Below are 25,336 nucleotides of genomic sequence, written 5' to 3'. Positions count from 1 at the left end.
TGCACTGCTGTCGGCGAGCGGATCGCCTCAAGTGCGTCAGAGCAATGCCTCTGCTGTGATGGGCAGTGCGCGCAGTTGGCGGCCGGTGGTGTTGAAGACCGCGTTGGCAATGGAGGGCGCCACACCGATAACACCAGTTCGCCGAGACCCTTCACTCCGAGCGTGTCGGCCTCGCAGTCCGCGCCTTCCAGATAGATCGCCTTCACCTAGGGCACATAGCACGGTGTAGAGGGCCTGGTCGATGCGCCGTCGGCGTTCCAGCAAGGACCCGGTGACCGCGCGACCACATCGCCGACCGGGTGGTGCTGCGTCAAGGTCTACTGGCGCGCGAGTTCGATCTGGTCTGCGGCGAGAACTACGTCGACTATCCGACCAACCGCTCAAGCGAGATGAACTTCGATGTGGTTGCCGAAGATCCCATCCGCGTCGCGTTCTTGCGACCGCCCGAAGGATGCGACCCGAGCGAGGTAGCTCTTAGAGGTCCTAACAAAGGCGCTGGACGTGGCGGTGGGTGATCAGGCAGGTGGCGAGGCCGAGGAAGACACCTCACGACCCCAAGTGGTCAAGCCGCAGCGGCCAAGGCGGTTGGGAAGGCGGTGTTCTCATCGAACAGTTCGCGTCGCTGGAGGCAGTGGAACATCTGTCCGAGCATGCGGTTGAAGAGGTTGCGCTGGGCGGCAGCGTGCCAGTCGCCGTGCTCGTCGCGGCGGCGACGGTAGTGGGCCATGGCTCCGGGCGAGGCCCGGAGGGAGGAGAAGGCCCAGAGGTAGCCGGCGTGGTTGAGGCGGTCGTTCTTGACCCAGCGGCGGGTGATACTGGCCTTCTTGCCGGAAGCCCGGGTGATGGGCGAGGAGCCAGCGTATGCCTTCAGGCCGCGGGCGTCGGCGAAACGGCCGCGGTCGTCCCCTATCTCAGCGAGCACCCGGGCGCCGAGCTGGACGCCGAGGCCGGGAAAACTGAGGATGATCTCAGCGTCCGGATGCTGAGGGAAAGCTTCCTCCACCGCCTGGGCGAGGTCGTCGGTAGCCGTGCAGGCGGCCTGGAGCTGGACCAGGAGGGCGAGCATCTGCTTGCCGAGCGCGTCCTCGACGAGGGCAGGTTGGTGGGTGTAGTCCTCGCGGAAGACCTCACGGAGGCGTTCGGTCTCGGCTTCGATGCCGCGTTGGCGGCCAGCTCGCTTGAGGGCGGCTTGGAGCTGGGCGCGAGTCAGTTGAGCAGCTCGCGTGGGGGTTGGAGCCAGCTTGAGGACTTCGTGGGCTTCAGAGCGGCAGAGACCGTTCTTCCAGGACTCGAACGCCGCCAGGGCGGCTGGGTAGTACTCGCGCAGCAGGGAGCGGAGCTGGTTGGAAATCTGCTGGCGGTTCCAGGTGGAGTCCTGCTGGGCGCGGGCGAGGACAGCGATGGCGCGCGCCAGGTCGCTGTCATCGGGCAAGACCCGGTGGGCGTGCATGTCGGTGCGCAGGATGTTCGCGAGCACCAGGGCGTCGCCCTGATCGGACTTCTTGCGGGAGACGCTGTGCCGGTCGCGGTAGCGGGCGGCGGCCATCGGGTTGATCGCGAAGACCTTCCGCTTGCCCTGGCGCAGCACGGCCACCAGCAGACCACGGGAGGTCTCGATCGCCACCGGGATCGGGTGTTCCTCGGTGTCGCCGTACTCGGCGAGCAGGTCCAACAAGACCTTGTAGCCGGCCGCATCATCCGTGATGTGGCGTTTGGCCAGCAGCTGGCCCGAGTCGTCGACCAGGGCGACGTCGTGCGTCCTCTCGGCCCAGTCGATTCCGCAGTAGATCAAGGCATCCTCCCCATGGCGTGGGTGTTTGCGCTGGTCACGAGCGCATGCGGGCCACGCAGCGACCTAATTCCAGGACTCGGCGACAAAACCGGTCCGCCACCTCACTAGCCGTTCGTGGCACCAGCGCGTCACACGGGCCTCGGTCTCGACGGGAGCTCGCAAAGCTCGGGCATATCGAGAGGTCACCATGCAGCGGGCTCGCCCCACCAATGTCGACCAGCAAGCACGGCCTGGGGTAGTGGCGATCACGCAGGCGCGAGCGCTTCGCTCTTCGCTCAAGGCTTCTCAAGCCAGGCTTCGTGTAGGAATCCGTCCGACGCCCACGCGACCACCACCGCGAGCACGGGGGCTGCGCGCCGCTCTATGCGGAGGTCTCAAGAACCCGGTTCGCCGGAGGCGTCGCAGTTTTGTACTCGACAGCCCGCTGGAGCGACAACCGCTCTGTGTGGGCTGCTGAGAACGAATTAGGCTTCGTGGATGTCGTCGCGCCGTTCCCAGCGGATCCGTAGGCGGCGGAAGCCGTGCAGCCAGGCGATGGTGCGTTCGACCACGTACCGGAAAATGCCGAGGCCGGAGCCGTGGGGTTGGCCTCGTTCAGCGATGACCGGGCGGATGCCGCGCTGCCGCAGCAGGCGCCGGTACTTGTCGTGGTCGTAGCCGCGGTCTGCGAGGAGCGCGTCGGGTCGGCGTCTGGGCCGGCCGACGACTCCGGCCACGGACGGGACCTTGTCGAGCAGGGGCAGCAGCTGGGTGACGTCGTTGCGGTTGCCGCCGGTCAGCGACACCGCGAGCGGGATGCCCTGCCCGTCGGTGAGGACGTGGTGCTTGCTGCCGGGCCGTGCGCGGTCGACCGGGCTGGGTCCGCTTTTGGGCCGCGTCGGGCCGCCCGGACGTGGGAGGAGTCGATCACCGCCCGGGACCAGTCCAGCTTCTTCGCGGCCCGCAGCTTCTTCAGCAGCATCAGGTGCAGCTCGTCCCACACGCCGGCCTCGTTCCAGGCGGCCAGGCGCCGCCAGCAGGTCATGCCCGAGCCGAAGCCCAGCTCCTGAGGCAGGTACTCCCACTGGATGCCGGTATGCAGCACGAACAGAATCCCGCACAGGGCTTGCCGGTCCGGTATCCGCGGCCTGCCCTCGACCAGTTTCGGACCCGGCTTGGGCAGCAACGGCTCGATCAGCGCCCACAGTTCGTCGGAAACGATCCACGGCCGCGACTGTCTCTTCCCCACGACCGGACCAACGAGCAACCAGGCCGGCAGTCACATGATCGACAGCTTCTGTTAGGACCTCTTAGCGATCTTGTCGACTGTCCTTGGGTTCTGGAACCGGAAGGCAGCCCGGGACGGTACTGGGCCATGGCCACCTGTCGCCAAGCCGGCTTCGAACCACGAGTGGCACACGAAACTCCTGACGTACTGGTGCAAACGCACCTCGTCGCGAGCGGTCACGCGGCGGCGTTCCTGCCGGACCTCACATGGTTCGACCGCGAACCGCGGTTCCACCTGCGTCAGATGGCGGCCTCGCACGTACGGCAAATCGTCACGACCTGCCGGGCCGGCTCACACCGCAACCCCGCGCTCGTCGCCGTGCGCGACGCACTCCGACAGGCCTACCAGCACAACAGGCCCAGCATCACCAACCGTTAGGACCCTGCGGATCATCAACTCGCTGTCTTGATCATTGGTGGGACCGTGACCCACGCGCTCCCGTGGTCGTGGAGGTGCTCCAGGGTGGTGAGCTGGTGGCCGGCGGGATGGATGGTGTGTCCAGCCATGCTGAGGAGTTGCCGGATATCACGCGTCCGCGGCAGTGGTCGGGGAGCCATGTGATCCCGCACGGCCCGGTGTCCGCTCCGCCGCGTCCGGGATGACAGCGCGATGACCACCGACCGGCACGACCCTGACCGCGACGCCAACGCGCCCACCCTGGCGCCGGCGTGATCACGAAGTCCCGCCAGGAAGACCTGGCGGGGCTCTTTCGGCCCCACAACACGAACACCGCGACGGCGTCCCCATGGCCACGCCGAACGTCGGTCAACAGATTGTGGCTGTTGGGCCCGGCTGAGTAAGAAGCATTTCTTAACGGTTCCATCCATCTTTCCCCGCTTTACCTGGAGGGCGGGACGTGCGTGACTTGGCCCCACGCTGATCGGGGGCCCGGGGCCTCGATGTCTGCAAAGCGCGTGCTCGTCACGTCGCGTACCGGGGTCGCGAGCCACCTCAGCCCCACCTCACCACGAGCGACTAGGAGACAGCGTGAGTGCGAGTGTCGATGTAGCCCCGCAGGGCCTCACACGCCAACTGTCCCGCATGAACATCCTTCAGATCACGATCAACTCGATCATCGGAACGGGGTGGCTGTTCAGTGCGATGAACGCTGCCGCCATTGCCGGCCCAGCGGCGCTGCTCGCTTGGTTTGTCGCGATCGCGATTCTCGTACTCATCGCCTTCAACCATGCGGAGTTGGGCGCGATGTTCTCCGTGGCCGGAGGCTCGGCCCGGTTCGTCCACTACTCCCACGGCACCCTCGCCGGATTCGGTATCGGCTGGATGGCCTGGATCTACGGAGCGGCGACCGCCCCCATCGAGGTCGAGGGCGTCCTCAGCTACGCCGAGGGGTACACGCACCTGAACCTGTTCCACGCCGACGGGACCCTGACCCCGCTCGGCTATGTCGTCGCCGTCTCACTGTTGGCGATCTTCGTCGTGCTCAACCTGTTCGCGATCAAGGCCCTGGGCCGAGTTCACAACGCGATCACCTGGTGGAAGATCGGCACCATCGTGCTGGTCATCGTGGCTGTCCTCTTCGCCCGCTTCCAACCGTCGAACTTCCACTCTCACGGCTTCGCGCCCTACGGCTTCCACGGCGTGCTGGCCGCTGTCGCCATCGGCGGCATCGTCTTCGCCTACACCGGCTTCGAGCAGGCCGTTCAGCTCGGCGCCGAGACCAAGAACCCCGGCCGGAACATACCGTTCGCGCTCCTCGGCTCCCTTGTGGTCTGCTCGATCCTCTACATCGGCCTTCAGGTCGCGTACATCGGCGCGCTCTCACCCGCGAAACTGGCGCACGGCTGGGAAGGAACCAGCGTCGACGTCACCACTGGTCCGTTCGCGGCATTGGCCACGTCTCTCGGCTTGGGCCTGATCGCCGCGATCGTCTACATCGACTCCGTCGTCTCCCCGTCCGGCAACGGAATCGCCTATGTCACCTCGACCGCGCGAGTCACCTACGGGATGGGGCGCAACGGGTACATTCCCGACGTGGTCACTCGCGTCGACAAGCGTGGCGTCCCCGTCATCGGCGTGATCATCAGTTTCGTGGTCGGCCTGCTGTGCCTGCTGCCGTTCCCGAGCTGGCAGTCCCTCCTCGGATTCCTCACTTCCGCGACGGCCATGCTGTGGGCAGGCGTTCCCATCGCGCTCGGGTCGCTCCGGCGCTCATTCCCCGACGCGGCCCGTCCCTTCAGACTCAGACCGGCTGGTCTCTGGGCGCCTCTGGGCTTCGCTGCGGCCAACCTCCTCGTGTACTGGACCGGTTGGGAAACGGACTGGAAGGTCTTCGTCGCCATCGCCACCGGCTACGCGGTGTTCTTCGTCAACCGTGGCTTCCAGCAAGCCGAGGACCGACCCGACCTCGACTTCCGCTCTTCCTGGTGGGTGTGGATCTGGATCCTGGGGACAGCGGCCATCAGCTACATGGGCACCTTCGGCCAAGCCAGCCACCCCAGCGGCCTGGGCTACCTGTCGTTCCCCTACTGGGACACCGCGGTCATGGTCGCTTTCAGTCTCGCCGTCTACCACCTGGCGATCGCGACGCGGCTGCCGACCGAGAAGGCACAGCAGTACGCCCCGAGCGACGGCGAACTCAACCTCGAGTCCCGCGAGATGCGGACGGCCAACCCGGTTTAGCCGTCCGGCAGCGCACCCGACCCTCGGCGCCACGACCGAGCACAAGACCCAGGACTCTTACATGACAGACTTCCCGAACCTCTTCAGCCCGATTCAGGTAGGTCCGTACATCCTGAAAAACAGGATCATGAACACCGGTCACGCCGCACACTTCCAACTGGGGGACGGCACCCCGACCGATGCGTACGCCTACTACGTTCGCGAACGGGCCAAGGGCGGCGCCGGTGTCATCGTCACCGGACACACGGTTCCCGTCTACGACGGTGACGCCTCACTCTCGCTGGCCACCTACGGCGACGCGACCATGGACGCGTTCAGCAAGATGGCGCAGGGGTGCCACGAGTTCGACGTCCCCCTCATCGCGCAGCTCGGCCACCGTGGACGTCGGCTCATGGATCACGCCGGATTCCTTCGTCGTGACATCGTCGCCCCGTCGCCGGTCCCGACCCCCGAGTATTCGGTGCCCCTGTTCATGCCCCACGAGCTGTCGACCGGCGAAGTGGAAGGGATCGTCGAGTCGTTCGGCGCCGCCGCGCACCGCATGCGTCGCTGCGACTTCGACGGGATCGAGCTCGCCATCGGCATGGACTACCTGTTCGCCAACTTCCTGCACCCGCACGGCAACCGCCGCGACGACAAGTACGGCGGCCATGACCTGAGTGAACGGATGACGTTCCTCAACGAAGTGCTCGAGGTGACGCGCGAAGGCATCGGCAAGGACCGGATTCTCGGCGTCCGGCTCTACGACGACGGTGTGGACTACAGCATGAGTCTGCCCGAGCACATCGAGCTGGCGAAGATCCTCGAAGCGGAGCAACTCGTCGACTACATCAGCATCTGGCAGGCCATCACCTCCGTCCCTCGAAGCGGTCGCGCGCACTGGCCCAGCCACTACTTCGAGACCGGAGCCTTCGTCCACCTGTCCGAGGCCATGAAGGACGCCGGCATCGAACTGCCGATCACCGGAGCGGGTCGTCAGGACTCACCCGCCTTCGCGGAGCAGAGCATCGCCGACGGAAAGCTCGACATCGTCGGAATGGCGAAGACCCTCATCGCCGACCCGCACTTCCCGAACAAGGCGCGGGAAGGTCGCACCGACGACATCCGCACCTGCATCGCCTGCACCCAGTCCTGCGTCGGCCATGTCGACAAAGGTCTTGGCGTCGGGTGCATCTACAACCCCGTCACCGGCCGGGAACAGGCGTGGGGAGAGCTGGATCCGGTTCACGCACCGAAGCGGGTCGTCATCGTCGGCGCCGGGCCGGCCGGCATGGAGGCGGCCCGCACCGCTGCCACGCGGGGACACGAGGTGGTCCTCTTCGAACGCGGCCAGCGCATGGGCGGCCAGGTCAATCTCGTCATGACGACACCGAAACGCGGCAACTTCGAGGAGGTCATCCTCTGGTTCGAACGGCAGCTGCCGAAGGTCGGGGTGGATATCCGGCTCGGCGTGGAGGCCGACGCGAAGACCGTTCTGGCCGAGTCTCCCGACGTCATCCTCGTCGCCACCGGGTCCACGCCCTTCGTTCCGGAGGTGACCGGCGCAAACCTCCCGCACGTGCACACTGCGCGAGAAGTCCTCGCCGACCACACCGTGGCCGGCAGGAACGTGCTTGTGTTCGACGTCGGCGGCCGGGCGGAAGGGGCCACCACAGCCGACCACCTCGCCGCCAAGCGACACAACGTCAGGTTCGTGACCGGGATGGAGACCGTGGCCCCCGAAATGCCGTCGCCGGCCCGACACCATCTGCTCGAAGCGCTCATGAACAGCCCCCGAGTCGAGCTGCAGACCCACACCGCGATCCATGAGATCGAAGACGGATCGGTCACCACGTTCAATGTCGTCACCTGGGAGCCCGACACCATCGAAGGCATCGACACCGTCGTCGTAGCCGCCGGTGGCATCGCGGACGACTCGCTCTACCGACAGCTGGCGGAGCAGCACCCGGACGTCCAGGCGATCGGTGACTGCTACCAGCCGCGGGACATCGAGATCGCCATCGTCCACGGACACCGGGCCGGTCGCGAGATCTGACAGGTGTACGCCACGAGCCGAGCCCCGGGTGCGCAGCGCCGGAGCCCATGTGATCGCGCCACTTCCCTCTCACCGTGGCTGATCAACACCTCCCGCACACCCGGGGATCCTCGGGCGACGCGCGATACGAATCCCACGAACATCAGGAAGCAGGACCCATGAAGATCGCTGTCTGTGTGAAGTACGTGCCCGACGCCACCGGGAACCGGCGCTTCCAGCACGACAAGACCGTCGACCGCGTGGGCGTGGACGGACTCCTGTCCGAGCTCGATGAGTACGCCGTGGAGCAGGCGCTCCAGATCAAGGAGAAGGCCGGGAGCCCCGACGACGTCGAGGTGACCGTGCTGTGCGTGGGCCCCGAGCAGGCGGTCGATGCGGTCCGCAAGGCGCTGCAGATGGGCGCCGACAGGGGCGTGCACGTCCAGGACGACGCGATCGCGGGCTCCGACGCGATCGCGACGTCGCTGGTACTGGCAAAGGCGGTGCAATGGGGCGGCGGTGCTGATGGAGGAGGCATGCCGTACGACCTGGTGATGTGTGGCATGGCGTCCACCGACGGTTCGATGAGCGTGGTGCCGGCGATGCTGGCCGAGCGGCTGTCGCTGCCGCAGCTCACCTTGGCCTCGAAAATCGAGATGCAGGGTGTCGAGGTGCGGATCCAGCGCGACGGCGACGTCGCGACCGAGGTGGTGGATGGGGCAATGCCGCTGGTGGTGTCGGTGACCGACCAGTCCGGTGAGGCGCGGTACCCGTCGTTCAAGGGGATCATGGCGGCCAAGCAGAAGCCGGTGGAGATCCTGACGCTGTCCGACATCGGGGTCGACGCCGGCGATGTGGGACTGTCCGCGGCGTGGACCGCGGTCGAGGAGACGACCGAGCGTCCGCCGCGTGAGGCCGGCGAGATCGTCAAGGACGAGGAGGGCTCGGGCGCCAGGGCGCTGGCTGACTTCCTCGCCGCCCAGAAGTTCATCTAGGCAAGTTCGTCCGAGTCATCCGACCCACAGATTACGGAGAGCGATTCAATGTCCGAGATCCTGGTGGTGGTCGACCACGCCGCCGTTCCTGAGGGTGTGGCGATCAAGAAGCCAACGTACGAGATGCTCACGCTCGCGGCGCGCATAGGCGAGCCGTCGGCGGTGTTCATCGGTCCGAAGGCCAAGGGGGCGGAGGTGGCCGATGCGGTCAAGAGGTACGGCGCGCAGAGGGTGTACGTCGTCGACGACGAGGGTCTGCAGGGATACCTGGTGGCACCGAAGGCCGAGGCGCTCCAGCAGCTCGTGGAGAAGACCTCGCAGTCCGGTGGCGTGGGCGCGGTACTGATCGCCTCATCCGCCGAGGGCAAGGAGGTCGCGGGCCGGCTCGCGATCGCAACCGGCTCCGGGCTGATCACCGACGCCATCGACATCGAGGCCGGAGACGACGGCCCGGTGACCACCCAGTCGGTGTTCGCCGGCAGTTACACGGTCAAGGCCAGGGTCACTCGGGGCACCCCGATCATCACCGTCAAGCCCAACTCCTTGGTGCCGGTGGAGGCCGACGGCGCCGGCCAGGTCGAGGAGGTGGCCGTCACCGTGTCCGAGGCCGCCCAGGGTGCCCGGATCGTGGCCTCCCAGCCTCGGGCCGCCACCGGCCGCCCCGAACTGACCGAGGCCGCGATAGTGGTCTCCGGCGGCCGCGGCACCGGCGGCGACTTCGATCCGGTCGAGGACCTCGCCGACGCCCTCGGCGCGGCCGTGGGCGCCTCGCGGGCCGCGGTCGACTCGGGCTGGAAGCCGCACAGCTACCAGATCGGCCAGACCGGAAAGACCGTCGCCCCCCAGCTCTACTTTGCCGCCGGGATCTCCGGCGCCATCCAGCACCGCGCAGGCATGCAGACCTCGAAAACCATCGTCGCGGTGAACAAGGACGAGGAGGCCCCGATCTTCGAGCTCGTCGACTTCGGTGTCGTGGGCGACCTCCACACGGTCCTCCCCGCCGTGACCGAGAAGGTCAGGCAACGCAAGGGCTGACGCGTGCACAAGATATGGGCGACGGTGGCCTGGCACCGCTTGTTGGACGAGATGGCCCCCGAGCCGGTGTTTCCAGCAGTGACGGGAAGAAGGACCGGGTGCGGACCGAAGTCGGCGTCCTGTACCTGGAACAGCACCGGATGGCCATTTCCGACGATCCCGACCAGCGAGTGATCATCCACGTGCCGGATCCCGGCAGCGACAGCCTGGACCGGATGCGGCGACTTGCGGAACAGGCCACAGCTGATCCACTAGCGACGAACGGCCGCGCGTAGGCTCGCCAGCGCCGTCTTCTCGATCCGCGATCTGTGAGGGATGTCGTGTCAGGGGCGGGCGCCTACGCCGAGGGCGTTCCGATAGGCCCGTTCGTCGTCGTCCTCGAACACGGTGAACACCACGCGGTCGAACCGGCCGGGATGCGCTGCGATCCAGTCCGCGACGGTGTACAGCGCAACCAGTGCGGCTTCCTCCTTGGGGTAGCCGAACACGCCGGTGCTGACAGCGCAGAAGGCGAGGGTGCGGATGGTCTCCACCTCGGCGGCGAGGTCCAGGCATGCCCGGTAGGAGGAGGCGAGCGCCTGTGCGTCATGGGCGTGCGGACGGCCCTGGATGACAGGGCCGACGGTGTGCAGGACGTACCGGGCCGGAAGGTGGTAGCCCCGGGTGATCTTGGCCGTACCGGTGGGTTCGAGGGCTCCTTGCGCCGTGATGATCGTGTGGCAGTCGTCGCGCAGGTGAGGCCCGGCGGCGTTGTGGATGGCGTTGTCGATACAGGGGTGCAGAGGGCGGAAGCAGCCGAGCAGTTGACTGTTGGCGGCGTTGACCACGGCGTCGGCGGCCAGCGTGGTGATGTCTCCCCGCCACAGCACGGCCTCGGCCGCGGCCCGGAAGGCCGTGCCGTGGAACTCCTCTTCGATCGTGGGCAGTTCAAGTGCCGAGACGGCGGGCCGAAGGCTCCGCTCCGTGCCGAGGAGCGCGTCCAGCTCCCGGTCCGCTCCCTCCGGCAGCGGACCGGGATCACGTACGGTCAGCAGGGCCCGCAGCACCCGGCGGGCCGTGTCGGCGTCGGCATCGGTGAGGTGCCTCAGTGAGTCGGACTGCAGGCCGAGCCGGGATACGGCCGGATCGGCGCTGAGCAGGTGCAGTGCTGAGCGCACATGGGCGTCCAGCCGAGCGGCCGTGGCTGGGGCCGCCGTGGGGAGGAAGGGCTCGTCGAGCGCGACGGCCGTTCGGTAAGCGGTCAGGGGCAGTGCGGAGCGCTGTGTCTCCGTCGCGGCGGTGGCATCGGACTCGGCGCGGATCGGGATCATCAACGGCTCCGGGTGGGGCGGGTGAACGAGGTGTGCCGATGACCCGGCCCCGCGCGTCGGTGCGCGCAGGGCCGGGTCATCGGCAGGTGGATCACGTCTCTTTGAGTGTGCCGACGCACAGCTCGCCGATCCGGCCCTCGGGGTGTCGTAGGTCCAGAAGGCGTGGACCGTAAGGGAGTTGAGGTTCACCGCGTGGGTGACGGTCATGCCGGACTTCTCCAGCCAGCCGAGGAGGAAGACGCCAGGGGCGCCTGCGGCCGCGTGCAGCGTGACGTCCTCGCTCGCGCCGGTGTGGGGTACGTCTTTCAGGCGTAGGCGTGGTTGCCCATGCCTGTGCGCTCCGTCGGTGCGTTCGGTGATCCGGCGTCGTTCGGACTGGTCAGAACAGGCCGTTGCCGTGCGGCAGTTCGGCCGGGATGGGCGCGACGACGTCCCAGTGCTCGACGATCTTGCCGTCCACGACGCGGAAGAGGTCGTAGTAGGCGACGGGCACACCGAACTCGCCCTCGGACTGCGTCAGGACGAACTCGCCCTCGGCGATGACCTTGTGGACCTTCTTGTAGACGAGGTTCTTGCCCTGCTCGCCCCACTTGGCCACGGCCGCCCCGAAGCCGTCGAGACCGTCGCCGGCCTCGGGGTTGTGCTGGTCGTAGGTCTCGGTGGAGATGTAGTCGGTGAGCACCGAGTAGTCGGCGCCGACGAGGACCTTCTCGGCGAACTCGGCCACCAGGGCACGGTTGGCGTCGGTCTTGTCGGTCTCGGTGACCGCCGCAGGGCCGTCGGTCTGGGACCGGCCGGAGACGGTGTCCCTGACCTCAGGGGTCAGGGCGTCCCAGTGCTCGGCCAGCCTGCCGTCGGCGTCGACGCGGAAGATGTCGAACCCGACGAGCGGGGCCGGACCGAAGCCGTGGTAGGTGCCGTGCAGGACGACCAGGTCGCCGTCGGCGATGACCCGGGCGCCTTCGTAGCGGAAGTCCTCGCCCAGGCCGGCGACCAGTCCGCGGAGGGCCTCGGGGCCGTCGGCGGCGAGCGCGCTGTGCTGCTTGTAGTCTGCGGCCACCCAGCGGTCCACGGCGGAGGGGTCCTTGTCGCCGAACAGCTCGGCGGCGGCCTGAAGGACGGTGTTCTTCGCGTTGCTCATGACTGTCTTCCTTGCTTGGGGAACCTGGCCAGGTGGACCAGTGGTCCGGCGGCGATGTGTTCAAACTATGCGTACGGCAGCCAACTGATCGGCAGAAATAGCGACTCCTGATAGTCAGAAAGCGACAGCCTTTGGGTTGAGGGTGTCGGGCGCTACCAGGGTGCGGCTGGCTGCTCGTCGTCCGGCAACCGCCCCGCCGGTACGGGACGACCAGAAGGGGACGACGGGCAACTCGCTGTCGTCTTCGGTGTCACCGCGGATCAGGCGCCCGTTGAGCAGCAACCGGGGTGGTGCCTCGGTCCGGGTGGCACCGGAGTCGCGGAGGATGAAGGGGGCGCAGTAGCCGGGTTGGCCGTGCGCGCAGCCCCTGCCGGTCGGCGGGCAGGGGCCCTGCCGTGCGGGTCATCCCTCTGCGGAGCGGACGACCTCGGCGAGGGGTGTGGCGGGGTGGCCGGTCAGGCGGGGCACAGCGTCGCTGACGCCGTCGAGTTCACCGTGCGCGATGGCCGTGTAGGTGGACACCCAGGCGTCCAGCTGCCACGACGGAGCGGCATAGGAGGCACGGGAGGCGTAGGCCTCCTCGACCGTCTCCTGCTGGTAGGTGACGGTGTGTCCGAGCTGCTCGGACAGGATGACGGCCGCTTCGTCCAGCGTCAGGGACTCCGGCCCGGTCAGGTCGTAGGCGAGGCCCGCATGGTCGTCGGGCCGGGACAGCACCGCGGCGGCGGCGTCGGCGATGTCGTCCTGGCTGACGAACGCGGCGCGTCCGTGCCCGGCCGGGCCGCGGATGACGCCGTCCTCGCCGACGAGGTCGGGGACGAACTCCGCGTAGAAGTTGTCCCGGAGGAAGGTGTACGCGAGGCCGCTCGCACGGATGTGCTGCTCCGTGTGGAAGTGGTCGCGTGCCAGGGTGAAGGTGGCGTCGGGGGCGGCGCCGTAGAAGGAGACGTACACCAGGTGCCGGACACCCGCCTCCGCGACGGCATCGACGAACGCCTTGTGCTGTGCGAGCCGGTCGGCGTTCTCGGAGGCGGAGACCATGAAGACGGTGCGGGTGCCGACGAGGGCCTCCCGCACGGCGTCCTGGTCGGCGTAGTCGCCTTGCATCGCCACCGAGCCGGGAAGCCGTGGAGCGCGTGCCGGGTTGCGGGCCAGGAGTTTTTGCGGGACGCGCCGCTCGGCCAGTCGCCGGGCGACGCGCCCGCCGAGCCGGCCGGTGGAGCCGGTGACGGCGATCGCGGGGACGGATGTCTCGGATACCTGGGACATGGTGACTTCTCTTCCTGTGGTGGCGGAGGCGCGCTGCCGCCGGATGTCAGGGATCGAGCCCGTCGAGGAGCCGGTCAGCTCGGAGGGGAACGGACAGCGCTCGTTCGCCGAGGTCCGAGGGGACGACGGGATGGTCGGGATTGATCCGGACGAGGCGGGCCCGTGGGGTCTGGCGCACCAGGTTCTCCATGGGGAGGCGAATCACGCCGGGAGTATTGAATCCGGCCCCGATTTCCAGCACGAGCAAGGTGCTGTCCGTGGGCGCGTCGTCGAGCCACTGCACCAGCCGCCGACCCGCGGGCAGGTAGGCGTCGTCGACGAACTCTGGACCGACACGGACGTTGGGAAAGACGTCAGCGCCGCAGCGGGGGCAGCACGGCAGGGCCGCCGGATCGGTCACCCGACCGGTGTCGCGGTTGTACGTGGCGAGGACCGCGTCGAGGAACGGTCTGCTGGGCCAGGTGTCCCGCGAGCAGGGGACCGTGCACTGGAGATGGCCGTAGTCGCCCTGCGGGGTGAAGATCCGGTCCGCCTCGAAGCCGTTGCGGGCGAAGAGGGCGTCGACGTTGGACGTCATCACCCAGTGGTCGCGCTCGCCGACCAGCTCCCTCAGCTTGCGGTAGAGGGGATTGGGTCGGGGATCGTAGCGGATGTCGTCGATGTGGACGGCCCAGTAGCCCCACATCATGTCCCGAGGCAGGGGCACGCCGAGCAGGTAGCGCGAACGCAGGCCGAGCCGGTACAGCGCCGGGAACAGTTCCCTGAAGCGTTCGGTGTCGCCGTAGTCGTAGCCGGCGGCAGCGCTCAGGCCCGCGCCGGCCGCGATCAGGACCCGGTCGGCCTCCTCCACCCAAGCGCGGATCGTCTCGCGTGGCGGTGCGGTCGAGACGGGAGTGTTGTTCATGGTGCTCACGGCGCGCAGGTTCCTTCCAGTGCCACGGACATCCGGTGCGTGTACTCGTCGAAGGCCGTGGTCAGTTCCTCGACACGGGTCAGCGGTCCGCCCAGCCGATGGTGGTCTCCGCAAACGGTGGTGAGCAGCAGGGCCGGGTAGCTCTCCACGCTCAGGCGGCGGACGGAACGCAGTCCGACCGTTGCTCGCGCGCGTGTGACGGGTGCGGCGTATGCGCACGCCACGGCAAGGGGGCTCAGGCCCAGCTCGACGGCGAGCACTCGGTAGGTCGCCGGGTCCGACAGGCTCAGGCCGTCGATGAACCAGGCGTGCTGCATCGCTTCGAGCGTCCGCAGGGTGTCCGCGCCCGGCTGCGCCAGCAGGGCCTCCAGCCCCGTGGCCGCGTCGGTGGAATCCATCATCATGCTGCCTTCGGCGACCGTCCGCCGGTGTCCCTCACCGAAGTGGGCGCCGGTCAGTTCCGCGACGCGGGCACTCTCGCGCACCAGGTGGGGATGGGCCGAGACAGGCAGCGCGCGCGCTCCCCCGTACAGCCCGGCCGGCAGGACGCACAGGTCGACGCGGTCGGCACGGGCTTCGACGAAGGCCCGCAGGGTCGGGGCGAAGCCGTGACACCAAGCGCAGTAGGCGTCGAAGACGTACGTCAGCCCGACCCTCTCTCCTGTCGTCGCCACGTGCCGTCCTTTCCGATTTCCGCCAGGAAGACGTTCTGTTTCCGCAGCGGCATGACCAACGTACGAAGAGCGCGTACGGAAAGCCGGATAAACTTCCGACTGATGATGGCCAAAAACCGACACGACTCTGCGCGCGAGATCCCTGAGGTCGCGTTCGCCGCGCCTGCGGGCACTCCTGCCGGTGTGGAGGTCATGTCACTGGCGGAGCTACGGCGGCGCGTCTGCGAGCAGACCCTCGCCCGGCCCCAGCGCCCCGACTTCCATCATCTGCTCACGCTCACTGCGGGCAACCTCTGGCACGTCGTCGACTTCAACGGCTACGCCCTGCGGCCGGGCTCCTGGCTGTGGGTACGCCCGGGGCAGGTGCACCAGTGGGGCGACCTCACCAAGGCCGAGGGCACTCTGATCCTCTTCCAGCAGGACATGCTGGACCCGGCCACGGCGACCGTCGCCCGGGTCGACGATCCCCACGCACCGGTCATCATCACCCCCGTAGCTGACGATGCAGAGGCCGTGACCATGGCCGCGGAACACTTGAGCCGCGAGTTTCGCTCGCTCGGACACCTGCCTCTCGACGTGCACCTCGCGGCCCTGCGGCACCTCCTCGCCGTCCTCCTCCTGCGACTGGCCCATCTCACCGTCGCGGTCGGCAGCCCCGCTCCGGAGCCGGACGAGACCTACCTGCGGTTCCGTGACGCGGTCGAACGGCACTTCACCGCCACCCGCCGGGTGGAGGACTACGCCCGCATGCTCGGCTACTCGGGACGCACCCTCGCCCGGGCGGCCCTGGCGGGCGCCGGGCTTAGCGCGAAGGAGTTCATCGACCGCCGGGTCGTGCTGGAGGCGAAGCGTCTGCTGGCGCACGGAGACGAGAGCGCCGCCCAGATCTCGGACCGCCTCGGCTTCGTCACGCCCTCCCAGTTCAGCAAGTACTTCATGCAACGCACGGGCCGTTCTCCGATCGACTTCCGCAACGGGGTCAGGGGACGCCCCGAGGACCCGGGGCCATCGGCGGCCCTTGGCCAGGGGTAAAGGGCACCGCGCAGGAACGACCCTTGCGCATCACCCAAGCGAGCCTCACGACGAACGAGTCGTATAGCGATCCCCAATGACCGCTCAGTTCGCATCTCTCTGTCCGCAGCTGCCGTCGCACTCGCGGCGGGCACGGTGATCGTTCCCTCCGCGTTGGCCACGCCCGAGCACGAGATGCCGACGCGTTCGACGAGCCGGCTGTCCGCCCAGGAACTGCGCAACCAGGAGGCCGCTGTGGCCCTGCTGGACCAGGCCTTCAACCAGCACCGGCCGGGCAAGGCCGCTGAGAAGTACATCAGCGCCGACACCTACATCCAGCACAACCCGAACTTCGGCAACGGCCGCGACGCCTTCGTCGCCGGTGTCACGGGCTACCTCCAGCAGTTCCCGGACGCCTCACTGGCTTTCAAGCGGACTGTCACCCAGGGCGACCTCGTGGTCGTGCAGGGCTTGGCGAAGACGTCGGCCGAGGACCGCGGCACGGTCGAGGTGGACACCTTCCGCTTCGACCGGAACGGCAGGGTCATCGGGCACTGGGACGCCCTCCAGGCGGTCGCGGACAAGAGCGCCAACGGCAACCCGCAGGTCTGACCCGCCAGGACCGTCGCAACGCCCGCACCTCCATGGGGAAGGTGCGGGCGTTCTGCGCGGTGCCTGGGCGGACGGATCAGAAGGGGTAGTGGGCCTGCTGGGTCGCGATCGTCACCCAGCGGGTGCTGGAGAACGCCTCGATACCCCACCGTCCACCGAACCGGCCATAGCCGGAGGCCTTCACGCCGCCGAAGGGCGCGTGGGGCTCGTCGGCCACGGACTGGTCGTTGATGTGCACGATGCCCGTCCGGACCCGACGGGCGACGCTCAGCCCGTGGGTGGCGTTCTCGGTGATGATTCCGCAGGTCAGACCATGGTCGGTGTCGTTGGCGACGGCCACGGCGGTGTCGTCGTCGCCGAACGTCTCGACGACGCAGACCGGCCCGAAGGCCTCCGCGTAGTACAGGTCCGCCTCCTTGGGAACGCCGGTGAGCACGGTCGCCGCGTGCACCGCGCCCTCCGGCCGCCCGCCGCCCGTGAGCACGGTGGCGCCCTTGGCGACCGCGTCCTGCACCAATGCGGCGACGCGCTGTGCGGCGGAGGCGGTGACCAGCGGGCCCACCACGGTGTGCGGATGGGCGGGGTCCCCGGCCTGGAGGGAGGCGACCTTGGCGGTGAACTTCCGGGTGAACTCCTCGGCCAGCGACTCGTGTACGAGGATGCGGTCGCCGGACATGCAGATCTGCCCGGAGTTCATGAACACGCTGAAGGTGACGGCGTCGACGGCGTAGTCCACGTCCGCGTCGTCCAGGACGATCACCGCGTTCTTGCCGCCCAGTTCGAGCACGGCCGGCTTGAGGTGGTTCGCCGCGTGGGTGCCAATGATCCGGCCGACCCCGGTGGAGCCCGTGAAGTTCACGGCACGCACCCGGGGATCGGCGATCAGCACCTCGGCGATCTCCGCCGCGTCCTCGCGGGCGTTGGTGACCACGTTGAGCACACCGTCGGGCAGTCCCGCCTCGCGCAGCACGTCCGCGACGAGCAGTCCGCAGGCGATGGGCGCGTCCTCGCTGGGCTTGACGACGACCGTGTTGCCGACAGCAAGCGGCGCCGCCACGGCCCGGACACCGAGAATGACCGGAGCGTTCCACGGCGCGAACGCCGCGACCACGCCCAGCGGTTCCCGCACGGCCAGGCCCAGCGCGCCTTCCTCCTGCGCGCTGAGTACCTCACCGCGCGGAGCGGTGATCGCGGCGGCCGCCTCCCGCAGGATGTTCGCCGCCAGCGCCACGTTGAAGAATGCCCAGGGGCGGGTGCCGCCGGCCTCGTGGGCCATGATCTCGGCCACCTGCTCGGCGCGGGCGTCCAGCAGATCCGCCGCCTTGAGGAAGATCGCGCGGCGGGCGAAGGGCGCGAGCGCGGCCCATTCGGCGAACGCCGCGTCGGCGGCGTCCACGGCCCGGGTCACATCCTCCGGCCCGGCTGCGGCGACGGTCGCGTAGACCTCGCCGGTGTAGGGGCTGATGTCCTCGGCGGTGCGGCCGGAGAGGGCGGGTACGTCCTTGCCGCCGATGAAAAGTTCACGGGTCAGAGACATGAAGGGGCTTCTTTCGGTACGGGGCAGTCGCGGCAGCGCCACGGGGCGTGCGGTCTCAGGCGGGCATGCGGACGATCGGCTTGATGACGTCGCCGGCGTACGACGCCTGAAGCGCCTGCTCGATCTGGTCGAAGGCGAACCAGGAGACGAGGCGTTCCATGGGGAAGCGGCCCTGGCGGTACAACTCGATGAGCGCGCCGATGAGTTGGGTACTGCGGCCGCCGCCGCCGAGGACGCCGACGATCCGCTTGCCCCACAGGGTGGTGAGGTGGTCGAGGGTGAACTCGGCTCCCGCCGGAGCGCCGCCGATGAGCGCGCAGGTGCCGAGCATGCCGACCGAGTCGGCGGCCTGGCGGACGACGGAGATGATGCCGGTGCACTCCAGGGCGTTGTCGGCGGGCCCGCCGCAGATGTCGTGAACGGCGGCGACGGGGTCCGTGTCGGCGGCGTTCACGGTGTGGGTGGCGCCGAGTTCCGCCGCCAGCTCCAGCCGGGAGGCGTGCCGGTCGACCGCGATGATCGTGGTCGCGCCGCTGTTGCGGGCCGCCATGACGGCGGCGAGCCCCACCGAGCCGGTGCCGTAGATCACGAGGCTGGAGCCGGTCTGCGGGCGCAGCGTGTTCAGCACGGCGCCCGCGCCGGTGGACAGCCCGCAGGCCAGGGGTCCGAGCAGGTCGAGCGGAACGTCGTGTGGGACCTTCACCAGGCTGTTGGCCCGAGTCAGGGAGTGCGTGGCGAACGACGACTGGCCGAAGAAGTGTCCGTGAAGGGCGCCCCCGTCCGGGCGGCGCAGGGCCGAGGCCCCGGTCCCCGGCCGGACTCCGCTGACGAGGAGTTCGCCGAGCCGGGCGCAGTAACGGGGCTCGCCCGCCAGGCAGTTGCGGCACTCGCCGCACCAGGGCCAGCCGATGACGACGTGGTCGCCCTCCCGCACCGACGTGACACCTGGACCCACTGCCGTCACGACACCGGCGCCTTCGTGGCCGAGCACCCCCGGGGTGGGGAAGGGAAGGTCACCGTGACGTGCCAGGCCGTCGGTGTGGCAGATGCCGGTGGCCGCGATCCGCACGACGACCTCGCCCGCTTCCGGGTCGTCCAGCTCGACGTCCTGGAGCTGGAACGGACCGTCCTGCTTCTCGAACACGGCGGCTTGTATACGCACGGCGGCCTCCCGGACACAGAGAACAGCTCTGTTCGCGCTGGTGAAGTTACGTCCACAGAACTGTGGCGGCGTGAGTCTGCGCCCGGTCCGGAGCCGGTGTCAATGAAATGAGTCCGCGTTGTTTCGTTTATAAAGACTAGCGTTTCAATTATTCAAACAACACCGGTGAGGCGGCTGTGCATCAAGCCTGCGGCCGATGACCGAGCCGGGTGGAGATTTCGGTGGTGGCGCGTCGCAAGGGGGCTTCGAGGCGCGACATGACGGATTCCACCGACGCATTCCACACCGTGAGGTGCACCGCGACGTTGACCGCGGCCACCACAGCGCCGGACCGATCCCTCACCGGCGCGGCCAGCGACCGCAGCCCGGGCGCGAGTTCCTCGTCGTTGAGCGCGAACCCGGTACGCCGGACCCGGGCCAGCGCCACCATGAGCTGCTCCCGTGCGGTGATCGTCTTCGGCCCCCGCCGGGCGAGGTCCGTGCGATCGACCAGGTCACGCAGCACGGCCGGCTCCTGGTATGCGAGCAGGACCTTGCCCATCGACGTGCAGTAGGCCGGAAGACGGGAGCCGACGTGCAGGTGGAGGCCCATGGCGTAGGTGCCCGCGCGACCGCTGCGCCGCCGGTCGACGTAGACGATGTCCGGGCCGTCGAGCACGGCCATGCTCACGGTGTAGCCGGTTTCGTCCGACAGGGCCTGCAGGAACGGCCCGGCGACGCGGGTGATCTCCATGGAGTTGATCGCCGCGAAACCGAGGTCGACGACCCGGGGGCCGAGGGAGTACTTCCGGGAGTCCGGATCCTGTTGCAGGTAGCCGAGTTTGGCGAGGGTCGCCACGTACCGGTAGGTGGTGCTGCGGTTGAGGCCGACCGTGCGCCCCAGGTCGGAAATGCCCAGCACGGGCCGGGTCTCGCTGAACGACGAGAGGATCAGCAGTCCGCGCTCCAGGGACTGGGAGAACCCCGCGGCCGCCGCCTTCGGGGGCGTCGCGGCGTCCTCGGCGGCGTCGGCTTCGAGAGGGGGTGGGGGCTCGTCGGATCCCGACGACGGCGTCCGTGAGGTCATGCCGCATGGTAGCGCCGAATGTTTCATCTACTAGAACGCCGCGTTGACTTTCGTGACAGCCACTCCTACGTTCCCCCCACCTTTGGTTCACCAGGAGGGCGAACATGCCTAAGTCTCCTATGTCCGAACCGTCTCCCGAACCCAGCAGACGTCAGATTCTGCGTACGGCGGGACTCGGTATGTCCGGACTTGCCCTGGCAAGTCCGCTGCTCGCCGCCTGCAAGGTCGGCAGCGGCGGCAGCGGCGGCGGCAGCGGATCGGCCACGCTGAAGATCGGGTTCGTCAGCCCGCGCACCGGCGCCGCGGCCGGGTTCGGCGAGCCGGACGCGTACGTGCTCAGCCTGGCCCGCAAGGCATTCGCCGACGGCCTGACTATTGGCGGCAAGAAGTACCAGGTCAAGATCATCGACAAGGACGGCCAGTCCAACCCCCAGCGGGGATCCCAGGTGGCCAACGACCTGATCAACGCCGAGGGCATCGACCTGATGCTCACCACGTCGACACCGGAGACAGTCAACCCGGTCTCCGACGCGTGCGAGGCCGCTGGCGTCCCGTGCATTTCCACCGTCGTCCCCTGGGAGGCCTGGTACTTCGGCCGCGGAGGCAAGCCGGACCAGAAGCAGGCCTTCCAGTACACCTACCACTTCTGCTTCGGCGTCGAGCAGTTTCACCAGGCGTACACGCATCTGTGGCCGCAGGTGAAGACGAACAAGAAGACCGGCGTCATGTGGCCCAACGACTCCGACGGCAACGCCATCCGGCAGGCACTCGGGCCGCTGCTGAAGAAGGACGGCTACGACATCGTCGACCCCGGCGCCTACACCGACGGCACCAACGACTACTCGTCGCAGATCGCCAGGTTCAAGGCCCAGAACTGCGAGATCTTCAACACCTTCCCCATCCCCTCCGACTTCGCCACCTTCTGGCGGCAAGCGGCGCAACAGGGCTACAAGCCCAAGATCGTGCAGGTCGCCAAGACGGGCCTGTTCCCCTCCCAGGTCGAGGCGCTGGGTTCCATAGGCATAGGCATCGCGGGCGGCGCCTACTGGACCCCGACCTTCCCCTACAGTTCCTCCCTCACCAAGATCTCGTCCAAGGACCTCGCCGACGGCTACCAGAAGTCGTCCGGCAAGCAGTGGACCCAGCAACTCGGTGCCAGCCTCGCCCTGTTCGACGCCGGCGCGGCCGCCCTCCAGGCCGCCACCGACCCCCAGGACAAGAAGGCCGTCGCCAAGGCGATCGCCGGTCTCGACGTGCAGACCCCGGTCGGCAGGCTCCAGTGGGGCAAGGGACCCAACGCCAACGTCGTCGCCACCCCCATCCTCGGCGGCCAGTGGGTGCAGGCGGCCCCGGGCAGTCCCTACAAGCTGGACTTCGTCCTGTGCGAGAACTCCAGCGACCCCAACGTCCCCGTCGCCGCGCGACTACGCCCCTACACCTCATGAGCGCCGTGAGCACCCCGGCAGCCGACCCCATGAGGACGCAGGACCTCCCGCACGTCCTCGTCGGGGCCGGCCTGACACTGAACTACGGTGACCTGCGCGTCCTGGACGGCGTCGACTTCCGCGTCGGCGCCGGCGAAGCTGTCGGCATCGTGGGCCCCAACGGCGCCGGGAAGACCACCCTGTTGAACGCCCTGGCCGGATCGGTCACACCGGACCGGGGCACCATCCACCTCGACGGCCACGACGTGACGTCGATGCGGCCGGAGCTGCGGTGCCGTCAGGGGATCGGCCGGGCATTCCAGATCCCGCGCCCCTTCGGCGGGATGACCGTCCTGGAGAACGTCCTGGTCGGCGCCTCGTACGGTACCCGGCTGTCGCGGCGCGCGGCCCACCAGCGGTGCGTCGACGTCCTGGAACTGTGCGATCTGATCGACCTCGCCAACCGGCGCGCCGAGAGCCTTGGCCTGCTGCACCGCAAACGGCTAGAACTCGCCCGCTCCCTGGCGACCGACCCGCGCGTCCTGCTCCTCGACGAGATCGGCGGCGGCCTCACCGACGCCGAGGCCGCCGAACTTGTCGGCACCATCAAGCAGTTGCGGACCCTCGGCGTCAGCATCGTGTGGATCGAGCACATCGTCCACGTACTGGTGCAGGTCATCGACCGCCTGGTGTGCATGGACGCCGGACAGGTCCTCGCCGAGGGCGAGCCCCAGGCAGTCCTGCGCGACGCGCATGTCGTCGACGCCTACCTGGGAAGGGGCAGCCATGGCTGACCTGCTGCACATCTCCCGCCTCGACGCCCGCCACGGACTCCTCCCGGCGGTACGGGACCTGTCGCTGACGGTGGCGAACGGCGAGGCCGTCGCTCTCGTCGGCGCCAACGGGGCGGCAAAGTCAACCTTGTTGCGCACCGTGGCCGGGGCCCACCCGGCCGCCGGGGGAACCGTCGTCTTCGACGGGAACGACATCACCGGCCTGCCCGCGCACCGACGCGTGGCGCGTGGCCTGGTCCTCGTCCCCGAAGGTCGCAAGCTCTTCCCCGACCTCACCGTGGAGGAGAACCTGCTCGTGGCCGGCCGACGCGCCAGGCCCGGGCCATGGAGCGTCGACACCGTCCTGGACGCCTTCCCCCTCCTGCGGCCGATCCGCCACAAGCGGGCGGGCAGCCTGTCCGGCGGCCAGCAGCAGGCCACCTCCATCGGCCGCGCCCTGATGACCAACCCCAGGCTCCTGCTGGTCGACGAGGTCTCGCTCGGCCTCGCACCGGTGGCCGTCGACTCCGTCTACGAGTCGCTCACGGCACTCATCGCCGACGGCGCCACCGTCGTCCTGGTCGAGCAGGACCTCAGCCGCGCGATGTCGGTTGCGGACCGTGTGGTCTGCATGCTCGAGGGCCGCGTCGTCCTCGACGCCCCCGTCGGCGAGATCACCCGCGACCAGGTCACCGACGCCTACTTCGGCCTCGGCCGCCTCGGCACGACCTCCGCCCCCGTCGACACACCGGCGGCCCACCCCACCCCGGAGCGGACATGAGCTGGATCAACGCCATCGTCCAAGGCCTCTTCCTCGGCGGCCTGTACGCCCTCTTCGCCTGCGGCCTGTCCCTGCTGTTCGGCGTTATGCGCATCATCAACCTCGCCCACGGCGACCTCGCCGTGCTCGGCGCGTTCGGGGTCTGGTGGGTCTCCGACCGGGCCGACGTGTCACCGTTCCTGGCGCTGCTCGCGGTCCTCCCGGTGATGCTCGCCCTCGGCTACGCGCTCCAGCGCACCGTCCTGGCCCGCAGTCTGCGCGGCGGAGAACTCACCCCACTGCTGACGACCTTCGGACTCGCCATCGTCCTGCAGAACGCCCTGCTGCAGATCTTCTCCCCGGACGTGCGCTCCCTGGGCCCGTCCGTGGGCTCACTGTCGACCGGCAGCTGGAAGATCACCGACCAGCTGTCCGTGCCCTACCTCGGCGCGCTGATCCTCGCCGTCGCCGTCGCGGTCCTGGGCGCACTCCAGTTCCTGCTGCAACGCACCGGCTTCGGCCGGGAGATGCGCGCCACCGCCCAGGACCCCGACACCGCCGCGCTCGTGGGCATACCGGCGGCGTCCGTCTACGCCCGAGCCGCCGCGATCGCCGTCGCGGTCGCCGCCCTGGCCGGCACCTTCCTGGCCGTCCACTCCACCTTCGACGCCTCCAGCGGCCCCACCCAGCTCATCTTCGCCTTCGAAGCGGTCGTCATCGGCGGCCTGGGATCCCTGTGGGGCACGCTGGCCGGCGGCGTCGTCCTCGGCATCGCCCAGACCCTCGGCGCCCAGATCGACCCGCAGTACTCGATCCTCGCCGGGCACCTGGTCTTCCTCGTCATCCTGGCCGGCCCCCGCGGCCGGTTCATCGCCACCCGGAGAGCCCCCGCATGACCACAGCAGCCGCCCCCGCCCCGCCCGGCGCATGGTCCGTCCAGCGCGCCGGCCTGGCGTCCCGCATAGGTTCCAGCGCGCTCGTCCTCGTCGCGATCGCCCTCTTCGCCGTCCCCCAGGTCCTCAGCGCGAACGTCGTCCAGCAGCTCACCAGCCTGCTGATCTTCCTCATCCTCGCCGTCATGTGGAACGCACTGGCCGGATACGCCGGGCTCGTCTCGGTCGGCCAGCAGGCCTTCATAGGGTTCGGCGCGTACGGCACGATCTACCTCACCCAGCGCGGCATACAGCCCTACCTCGCTGTCGTCCTGGCATCCCTCGCCTCCGCCGTGCTCGCGGCGGTGCTCTCCCTGCTCGTCCTGCGGCTGCGCGGCGGCCAGTTCGCCGTGGGCACCTGGGTCGTCGCCGAGGCGATCGCCCTGTTCGTCATGCTCGACCAGAGCCTCGGAGGCGGAACCGGCGTCTCCCTACAGGGGCTGAGTGGCTACGCCCCCGAAGTGCGCCGCGCCTTCACCTACTGGCTCACCCTCGCCTTCGCCGTCCTCCTCCTCGTCCTGCTCTTCCTCCTGCTGCGGCACCGCACCGGAGCGGCTCTGCAGGCGATCCGCGACGACGAAGACGCCGCCGCCTCGCTCGGCGTGCGCGTCAGGCCTCTCAAGCTCATGCTGTTCGTCCTAGCCGGCTTCGGATGCGGTGCCGCGGGCGCCCTCACCCTCGCCAACACCCTGTTCATCCAGCCTCAGTCGATCTTCGGCGTGCAGTGGTCGGCCTACATGATCTTCATGGTGCTGGTCGGCGGCATCGGCACCTTCGAGGGACCGATCATCGGCGCCGTCCTCTTCTTCACCGTGCAGTACTTCCTCGCCGACCAGGGAGCCTGGTACCTCATCGGACTCGGCCTGACCGCCGTCGCCTTCGCCCTCTTCCTCCCACGCGGCCTGTGGAGTCTGCTGAACGGCCGGCTGCACGTCCAGTTGCTACCCGTCGGTTACCATCTGCGACGGCAGGGGGCTCCGCCCCGGTCGTCGAAGAGGGAGACTTGACC

The 25,336-nt window shown here is 68.7% G+C and carries 23 protein-coding genes and 2 pseudogenes; 13 read left to right on the top strand and 12 right to left on the bottom strand.

Annotation, left to right across the window (positions count from 1 at the left end):
- Nucleotides 1-36 precede the first annotated feature (36 nt).
- The 3 genes and pseudogenes from OG852_RS50820 to OG852_RS01465 all read right to left on the bottom strand — a co-directional run.
- A pseudogene (locus OG852_RS50820) lies at nucleotides 37-206 on the bottom strand (xanthine dehydrogenase family protein molybdopterin-binding subunit); the annotation flags it as partial.
- A gap of 356 nt (nucleotides 207-562) precedes the next feature.
- Nucleotides 563-1,792 carry an IS110 family transposase gene (locus OG852_RS01470; RefSeq protein ID WP_133917982.1) on the bottom strand — a complete coding sequence of 410 codons (1,230 nt, stop codon included), beginning with the start codon at nucleotides 1,790-1,792 and terminating at the stop codon, nucleotides 563-565.
- Nucleotides 1,793-2,256: 464 nt separating this feature from the next.
- Nucleotides 2,257-2,993, bottom strand: a protein-coding gene (locus tag OG852_RS01465; protein ID WP_443064638.1) for an IS5 family transposase whose coding sequence is annotated in 2 segments (ribosomal slippage) — nucleotides 2,257-2,663 and nucleotides 2,663-2,993 — 738 coding nt in all. Because the reading frame shifts where the segments join, the coding sequence is not laid out codon by codon here.
- Between OG852_RS01465 and OG852_RS01460 the strand changes: the two genes are divergently transcribed.
- The 6 genes from OG852_RS01460 (at nucleotide 2,898) to OG852_RS01435 (ending at nucleotide 10,018) form a co-directional block, all read left to right on the top strand.
- The gene (locus OG852_RS01460) at nucleotides 2,898-3,437 is read left to right on the top strand and encodes a LysR substrate-binding domain-containing protein (protein WP_443064496.1); all 540 of its coding nucleotides are present in this window, start codon (nucleotides 2,898-2,900) and stop codon (nucleotides 3,435-3,437) included. The two genes, OG852_RS01465 and OG852_RS01460, sit on opposite strands and share 96 nt — an antisense overlap.
- A gap of 663 nt (nucleotides 3,438-4,100) precedes the next feature.
- Nucleotides 4,101-5,699: an APC family permease gene (locus tag OG852_RS01455; protein WP_330346853.1), complete on the top strand. Its 1,599-nt coding sequence runs from the start codon at nucleotides 4,101-4,103 to the stop codon at nucleotides 5,697-5,699.
- Nucleotides 5,700-5,760: 61 nt separating this feature from the next.
- Nucleotides 5,761-7,734 carry an oxidoreductase gene (locus OG852_RS01450; protein ID WP_330346852.1) on the top strand — a complete coding sequence of 658 codons (1,974 nt, stop codon included), beginning with the start codon at nucleotides 5,761-5,763 and terminating at the stop codon, nucleotides 7,732-7,734.
- Nucleotides 7,735-7,910: 176 nt separating this feature from the next.
- On the top strand, nucleotides 7,911-8,708 hold the full coding sequence (locus OG852_RS01445; protein ID WP_208117409.1) for an electron transfer flavoprotein subunit beta/FixA family protein: 798 nt from the start codon (nucleotides 7,911-7,913) through the stop codon (nucleotides 8,706-8,708).
- A gap of 48 nt (nucleotides 8,709-8,756) precedes the next feature.
- On the top strand, nucleotides 8,757-9,743 hold the full coding sequence (locus OG852_RS01440) for an electron transfer flavoprotein subunit alpha/FixB family protein (protein WP_133918018.1): 987 nt from the start codon (nucleotides 8,757-8,759) through the stop codon (nucleotides 9,741-9,743).
- A 98-nt stretch (nucleotides 9,744-9,841) separates the two neighbouring features.
- Complete coding sequence (locus OG852_RS01435; RefSeq protein WP_166663821.1) at nucleotides 9,842-10,018, top strand: hypothetical protein; 177 nt, start codon at nucleotides 9,842-9,844, stop codon at nucleotides 10,016-10,018.
- Nucleotides 10,019-10,066: 48 nt separating this feature from the next.
- Here the strand turns inward: OG852_RS01435 and OG852_RS01430 are convergent, their stop codons facing one another.
- From OG852_RS01430 to OG852_RS01410, 6 genes and pseudogenes are all read right to left on the bottom strand, one after another.
- The gene (locus OG852_RS01430; RefSeq protein ID WP_133918017.1) at nucleotides 10,067-11,053 is read right to left on the bottom strand and encodes a protein-ADP-ribose hydrolase; all 987 of its coding nucleotides are present in this window, start codon (nucleotides 11,051-11,053) and stop codon (nucleotides 10,067-10,069) included.
- A 156-nt stretch (nucleotides 11,054-11,209) separates the two neighbouring features.
- Nucleotides 11,210-11,548 (bottom strand): annotated as a pseudogene (locus OG852_RS50815) (MoaF-related domain-containing protein); the annotation flags it as partial.
- Entirely contained in the window at nucleotides 11,433-12,194 is a 762-nt protein-coding gene (locus OG852_RS01425; protein WP_133918016.1) for a nuclear transport factor 2 family protein, read from the bottom strand. The pseudogene OG852_RS50815 and the gene OG852_RS01425, both read right to left, overlap by 116 nt.
- 402 nt (nucleotides 12,195-12,596) lie before the next feature.
- Nucleotides 12,597-13,463 (bottom strand): SDR family oxidoreductase, encoded by an 867-nt coding sequence (locus tag OG852_RS01420; RefSeq protein ID WP_133918015.1) that lies wholly within the window; start codon nucleotides 13,461-13,463, stop codon nucleotides 12,597-12,599.
- A gap of 46 nt (nucleotides 13,464-13,509) precedes the next feature.
- Nucleotides 13,510-14,367, bottom strand: coding sequence for an NAD-dependent protein deacetylase of SIR2 family (locus OG852_RS01415; protein ID WP_133918022.1), 858 nt, complete (start codon nucleotides 14,365-14,367; stop codon nucleotides 13,510-13,512).
- A 5-nt stretch (nucleotides 14,368-14,372) separates the two neighbouring features.
- The gene (locus tag OG852_RS01410; protein ID WP_133918014.1) at nucleotides 14,373-15,050 is read right to left on the bottom strand and encodes a DsbA family protein; all 678 of its coding nucleotides are present in this window, start codon (nucleotides 15,048-15,050) and stop codon (nucleotides 14,373-14,375) included.
- A gap of 102 nt (nucleotides 15,051-15,152) precedes the next feature.
- Between OG852_RS01410 and OG852_RS01405 the strand changes: the two genes are divergently transcribed.
- Together OG852_RS01405 and OG852_RS01400 are read left to right on the top strand one after the other, a co-directional pair.
- Nucleotides 15,153-16,082 (top strand): helix-turn-helix domain-containing protein, encoded by a 930-nt coding sequence (locus OG852_RS01405; protein WP_208117408.1) that lies wholly within the window; start codon nucleotides 15,153-15,155, stop codon nucleotides 16,080-16,082.
- A 135-nt stretch (nucleotides 16,083-16,217) separates the two neighbouring features.
- Nucleotides 16,218-16,673 (top strand): nuclear transport factor 2 family protein, encoded by a 456-nt coding sequence (locus OG852_RS01400; protein WP_166663820.1) that lies wholly within the window; start codon nucleotides 16,218-16,220, stop codon nucleotides 16,671-16,673.
- A gap of 76 nt (nucleotides 16,674-16,749) precedes the next feature.
- Here the strand turns inward: OG852_RS01400 and OG852_RS01395 are convergent, their stop codons facing one another.
- The 3 genes from OG852_RS01395 to OG852_RS01385 all read right to left on the bottom strand — a co-directional run bounded on the left by OG852_RS01395 (nucleotide 16,750) and on the right by OG852_RS01385 (nucleotide 20,438).
- Nucleotides 16,750-18,210, bottom strand: a complete 1,461-nt coding sequence (locus tag OG852_RS01395) for an aldehyde dehydrogenase family protein (protein WP_133918012.1) — start codon at nucleotides 18,208-18,210, stop codon at nucleotides 16,750-16,752.
- Between the two features lie 55 nt (nucleotides 18,211-18,265).
- Complete coding sequence (locus OG852_RS01390; RefSeq protein WP_133918011.1) at nucleotides 18,266-19,372, bottom strand: NAD(P)-dependent alcohol dehydrogenase; 1,107 nt, start codon at nucleotides 19,370-19,372, stop codon at nucleotides 18,266-18,268.
- Between the two features lie 181 nt (nucleotides 19,373-19,553).
- Nucleotides 19,554-20,438 (bottom strand): IclR family transcriptional regulator, encoded by an 885-nt coding sequence (locus OG852_RS01385; protein ID WP_133918010.1) that lies wholly within the window; start codon nucleotides 20,436-20,438, stop codon nucleotides 19,554-19,556.
- 179 nt (nucleotides 20,439-20,617) lie between these two features.
- Between OG852_RS01385 and OG852_RS01380 the strand changes: the two genes are divergently transcribed.
- From OG852_RS01380 to OG852_RS01360, 5 genes are read left to right on the top strand one after another with little or no spacing between them, the layout of a single operon-like run.
- The gene (locus OG852_RS01380) at nucleotides 20,618-21,883 is read left to right on the top strand and encodes an ABC transporter substrate-binding protein (protein ID WP_133918009.1); all 1,266 of its coding nucleotides are present in this window, start codon (nucleotides 20,618-20,620) and stop codon (nucleotides 21,881-21,883) included.
- On the top strand, nucleotides 21,880-22,656 hold the full coding sequence (locus tag OG852_RS01375; protein WP_133918008.1) for an ABC transporter ATP-binding protein: 777 nt from the start codon (nucleotides 21,880-21,882) through the stop codon (nucleotides 22,654-22,656). The genes OG852_RS01380 and OG852_RS01375 overlap by 4 nt, the downstream gene beginning before the upstream one ends.
- On the top strand, nucleotides 22,649-23,416 hold the full coding sequence (locus OG852_RS01370; protein ID WP_133918007.1) for an ABC transporter ATP-binding protein: 768 nt from the start codon (nucleotides 22,649-22,651) through the stop codon (nucleotides 23,414-23,416). Before OG852_RS01375 ends, OG852_RS01370 begins: the two co-directional genes overlap by 8 nt.
- Nucleotides 23,413-24,291, top strand: coding sequence for a branched-chain amino acid ABC transporter permease (locus tag OG852_RS01365; protein WP_133918006.1), 879 nt, complete (start codon nucleotides 23,413-23,415; stop codon nucleotides 24,289-24,291). Before OG852_RS01370 ends, OG852_RS01365 begins: the two co-directional genes overlap by 4 nt.
- On the top strand, nucleotides 24,288-25,334 hold the full coding sequence (locus tag OG852_RS01360; protein ID WP_133918005.1) for a branched-chain amino acid ABC transporter permease: 1,047 nt from the start codon (nucleotides 24,288-24,290) through the stop codon (nucleotides 25,332-25,334). The genes OG852_RS01365 and OG852_RS01360 overlap by 4 nt, the downstream gene beginning before the upstream one ends.
- The last annotated feature ends 2 nt before the right edge of the window (nucleotides 25,335-25,336 follow it).

The organism is Streptomyces sp. NBC_00582, from assembly GCF_036345155.1.
GTDB lineage: Bacteria > Actinomycetota > Actinomycetes > Streptomycetales > Streptomycetaceae > Streptomyces.
This window is presented reverse-complemented; position numbering and strand designations above follow the sequence as displayed.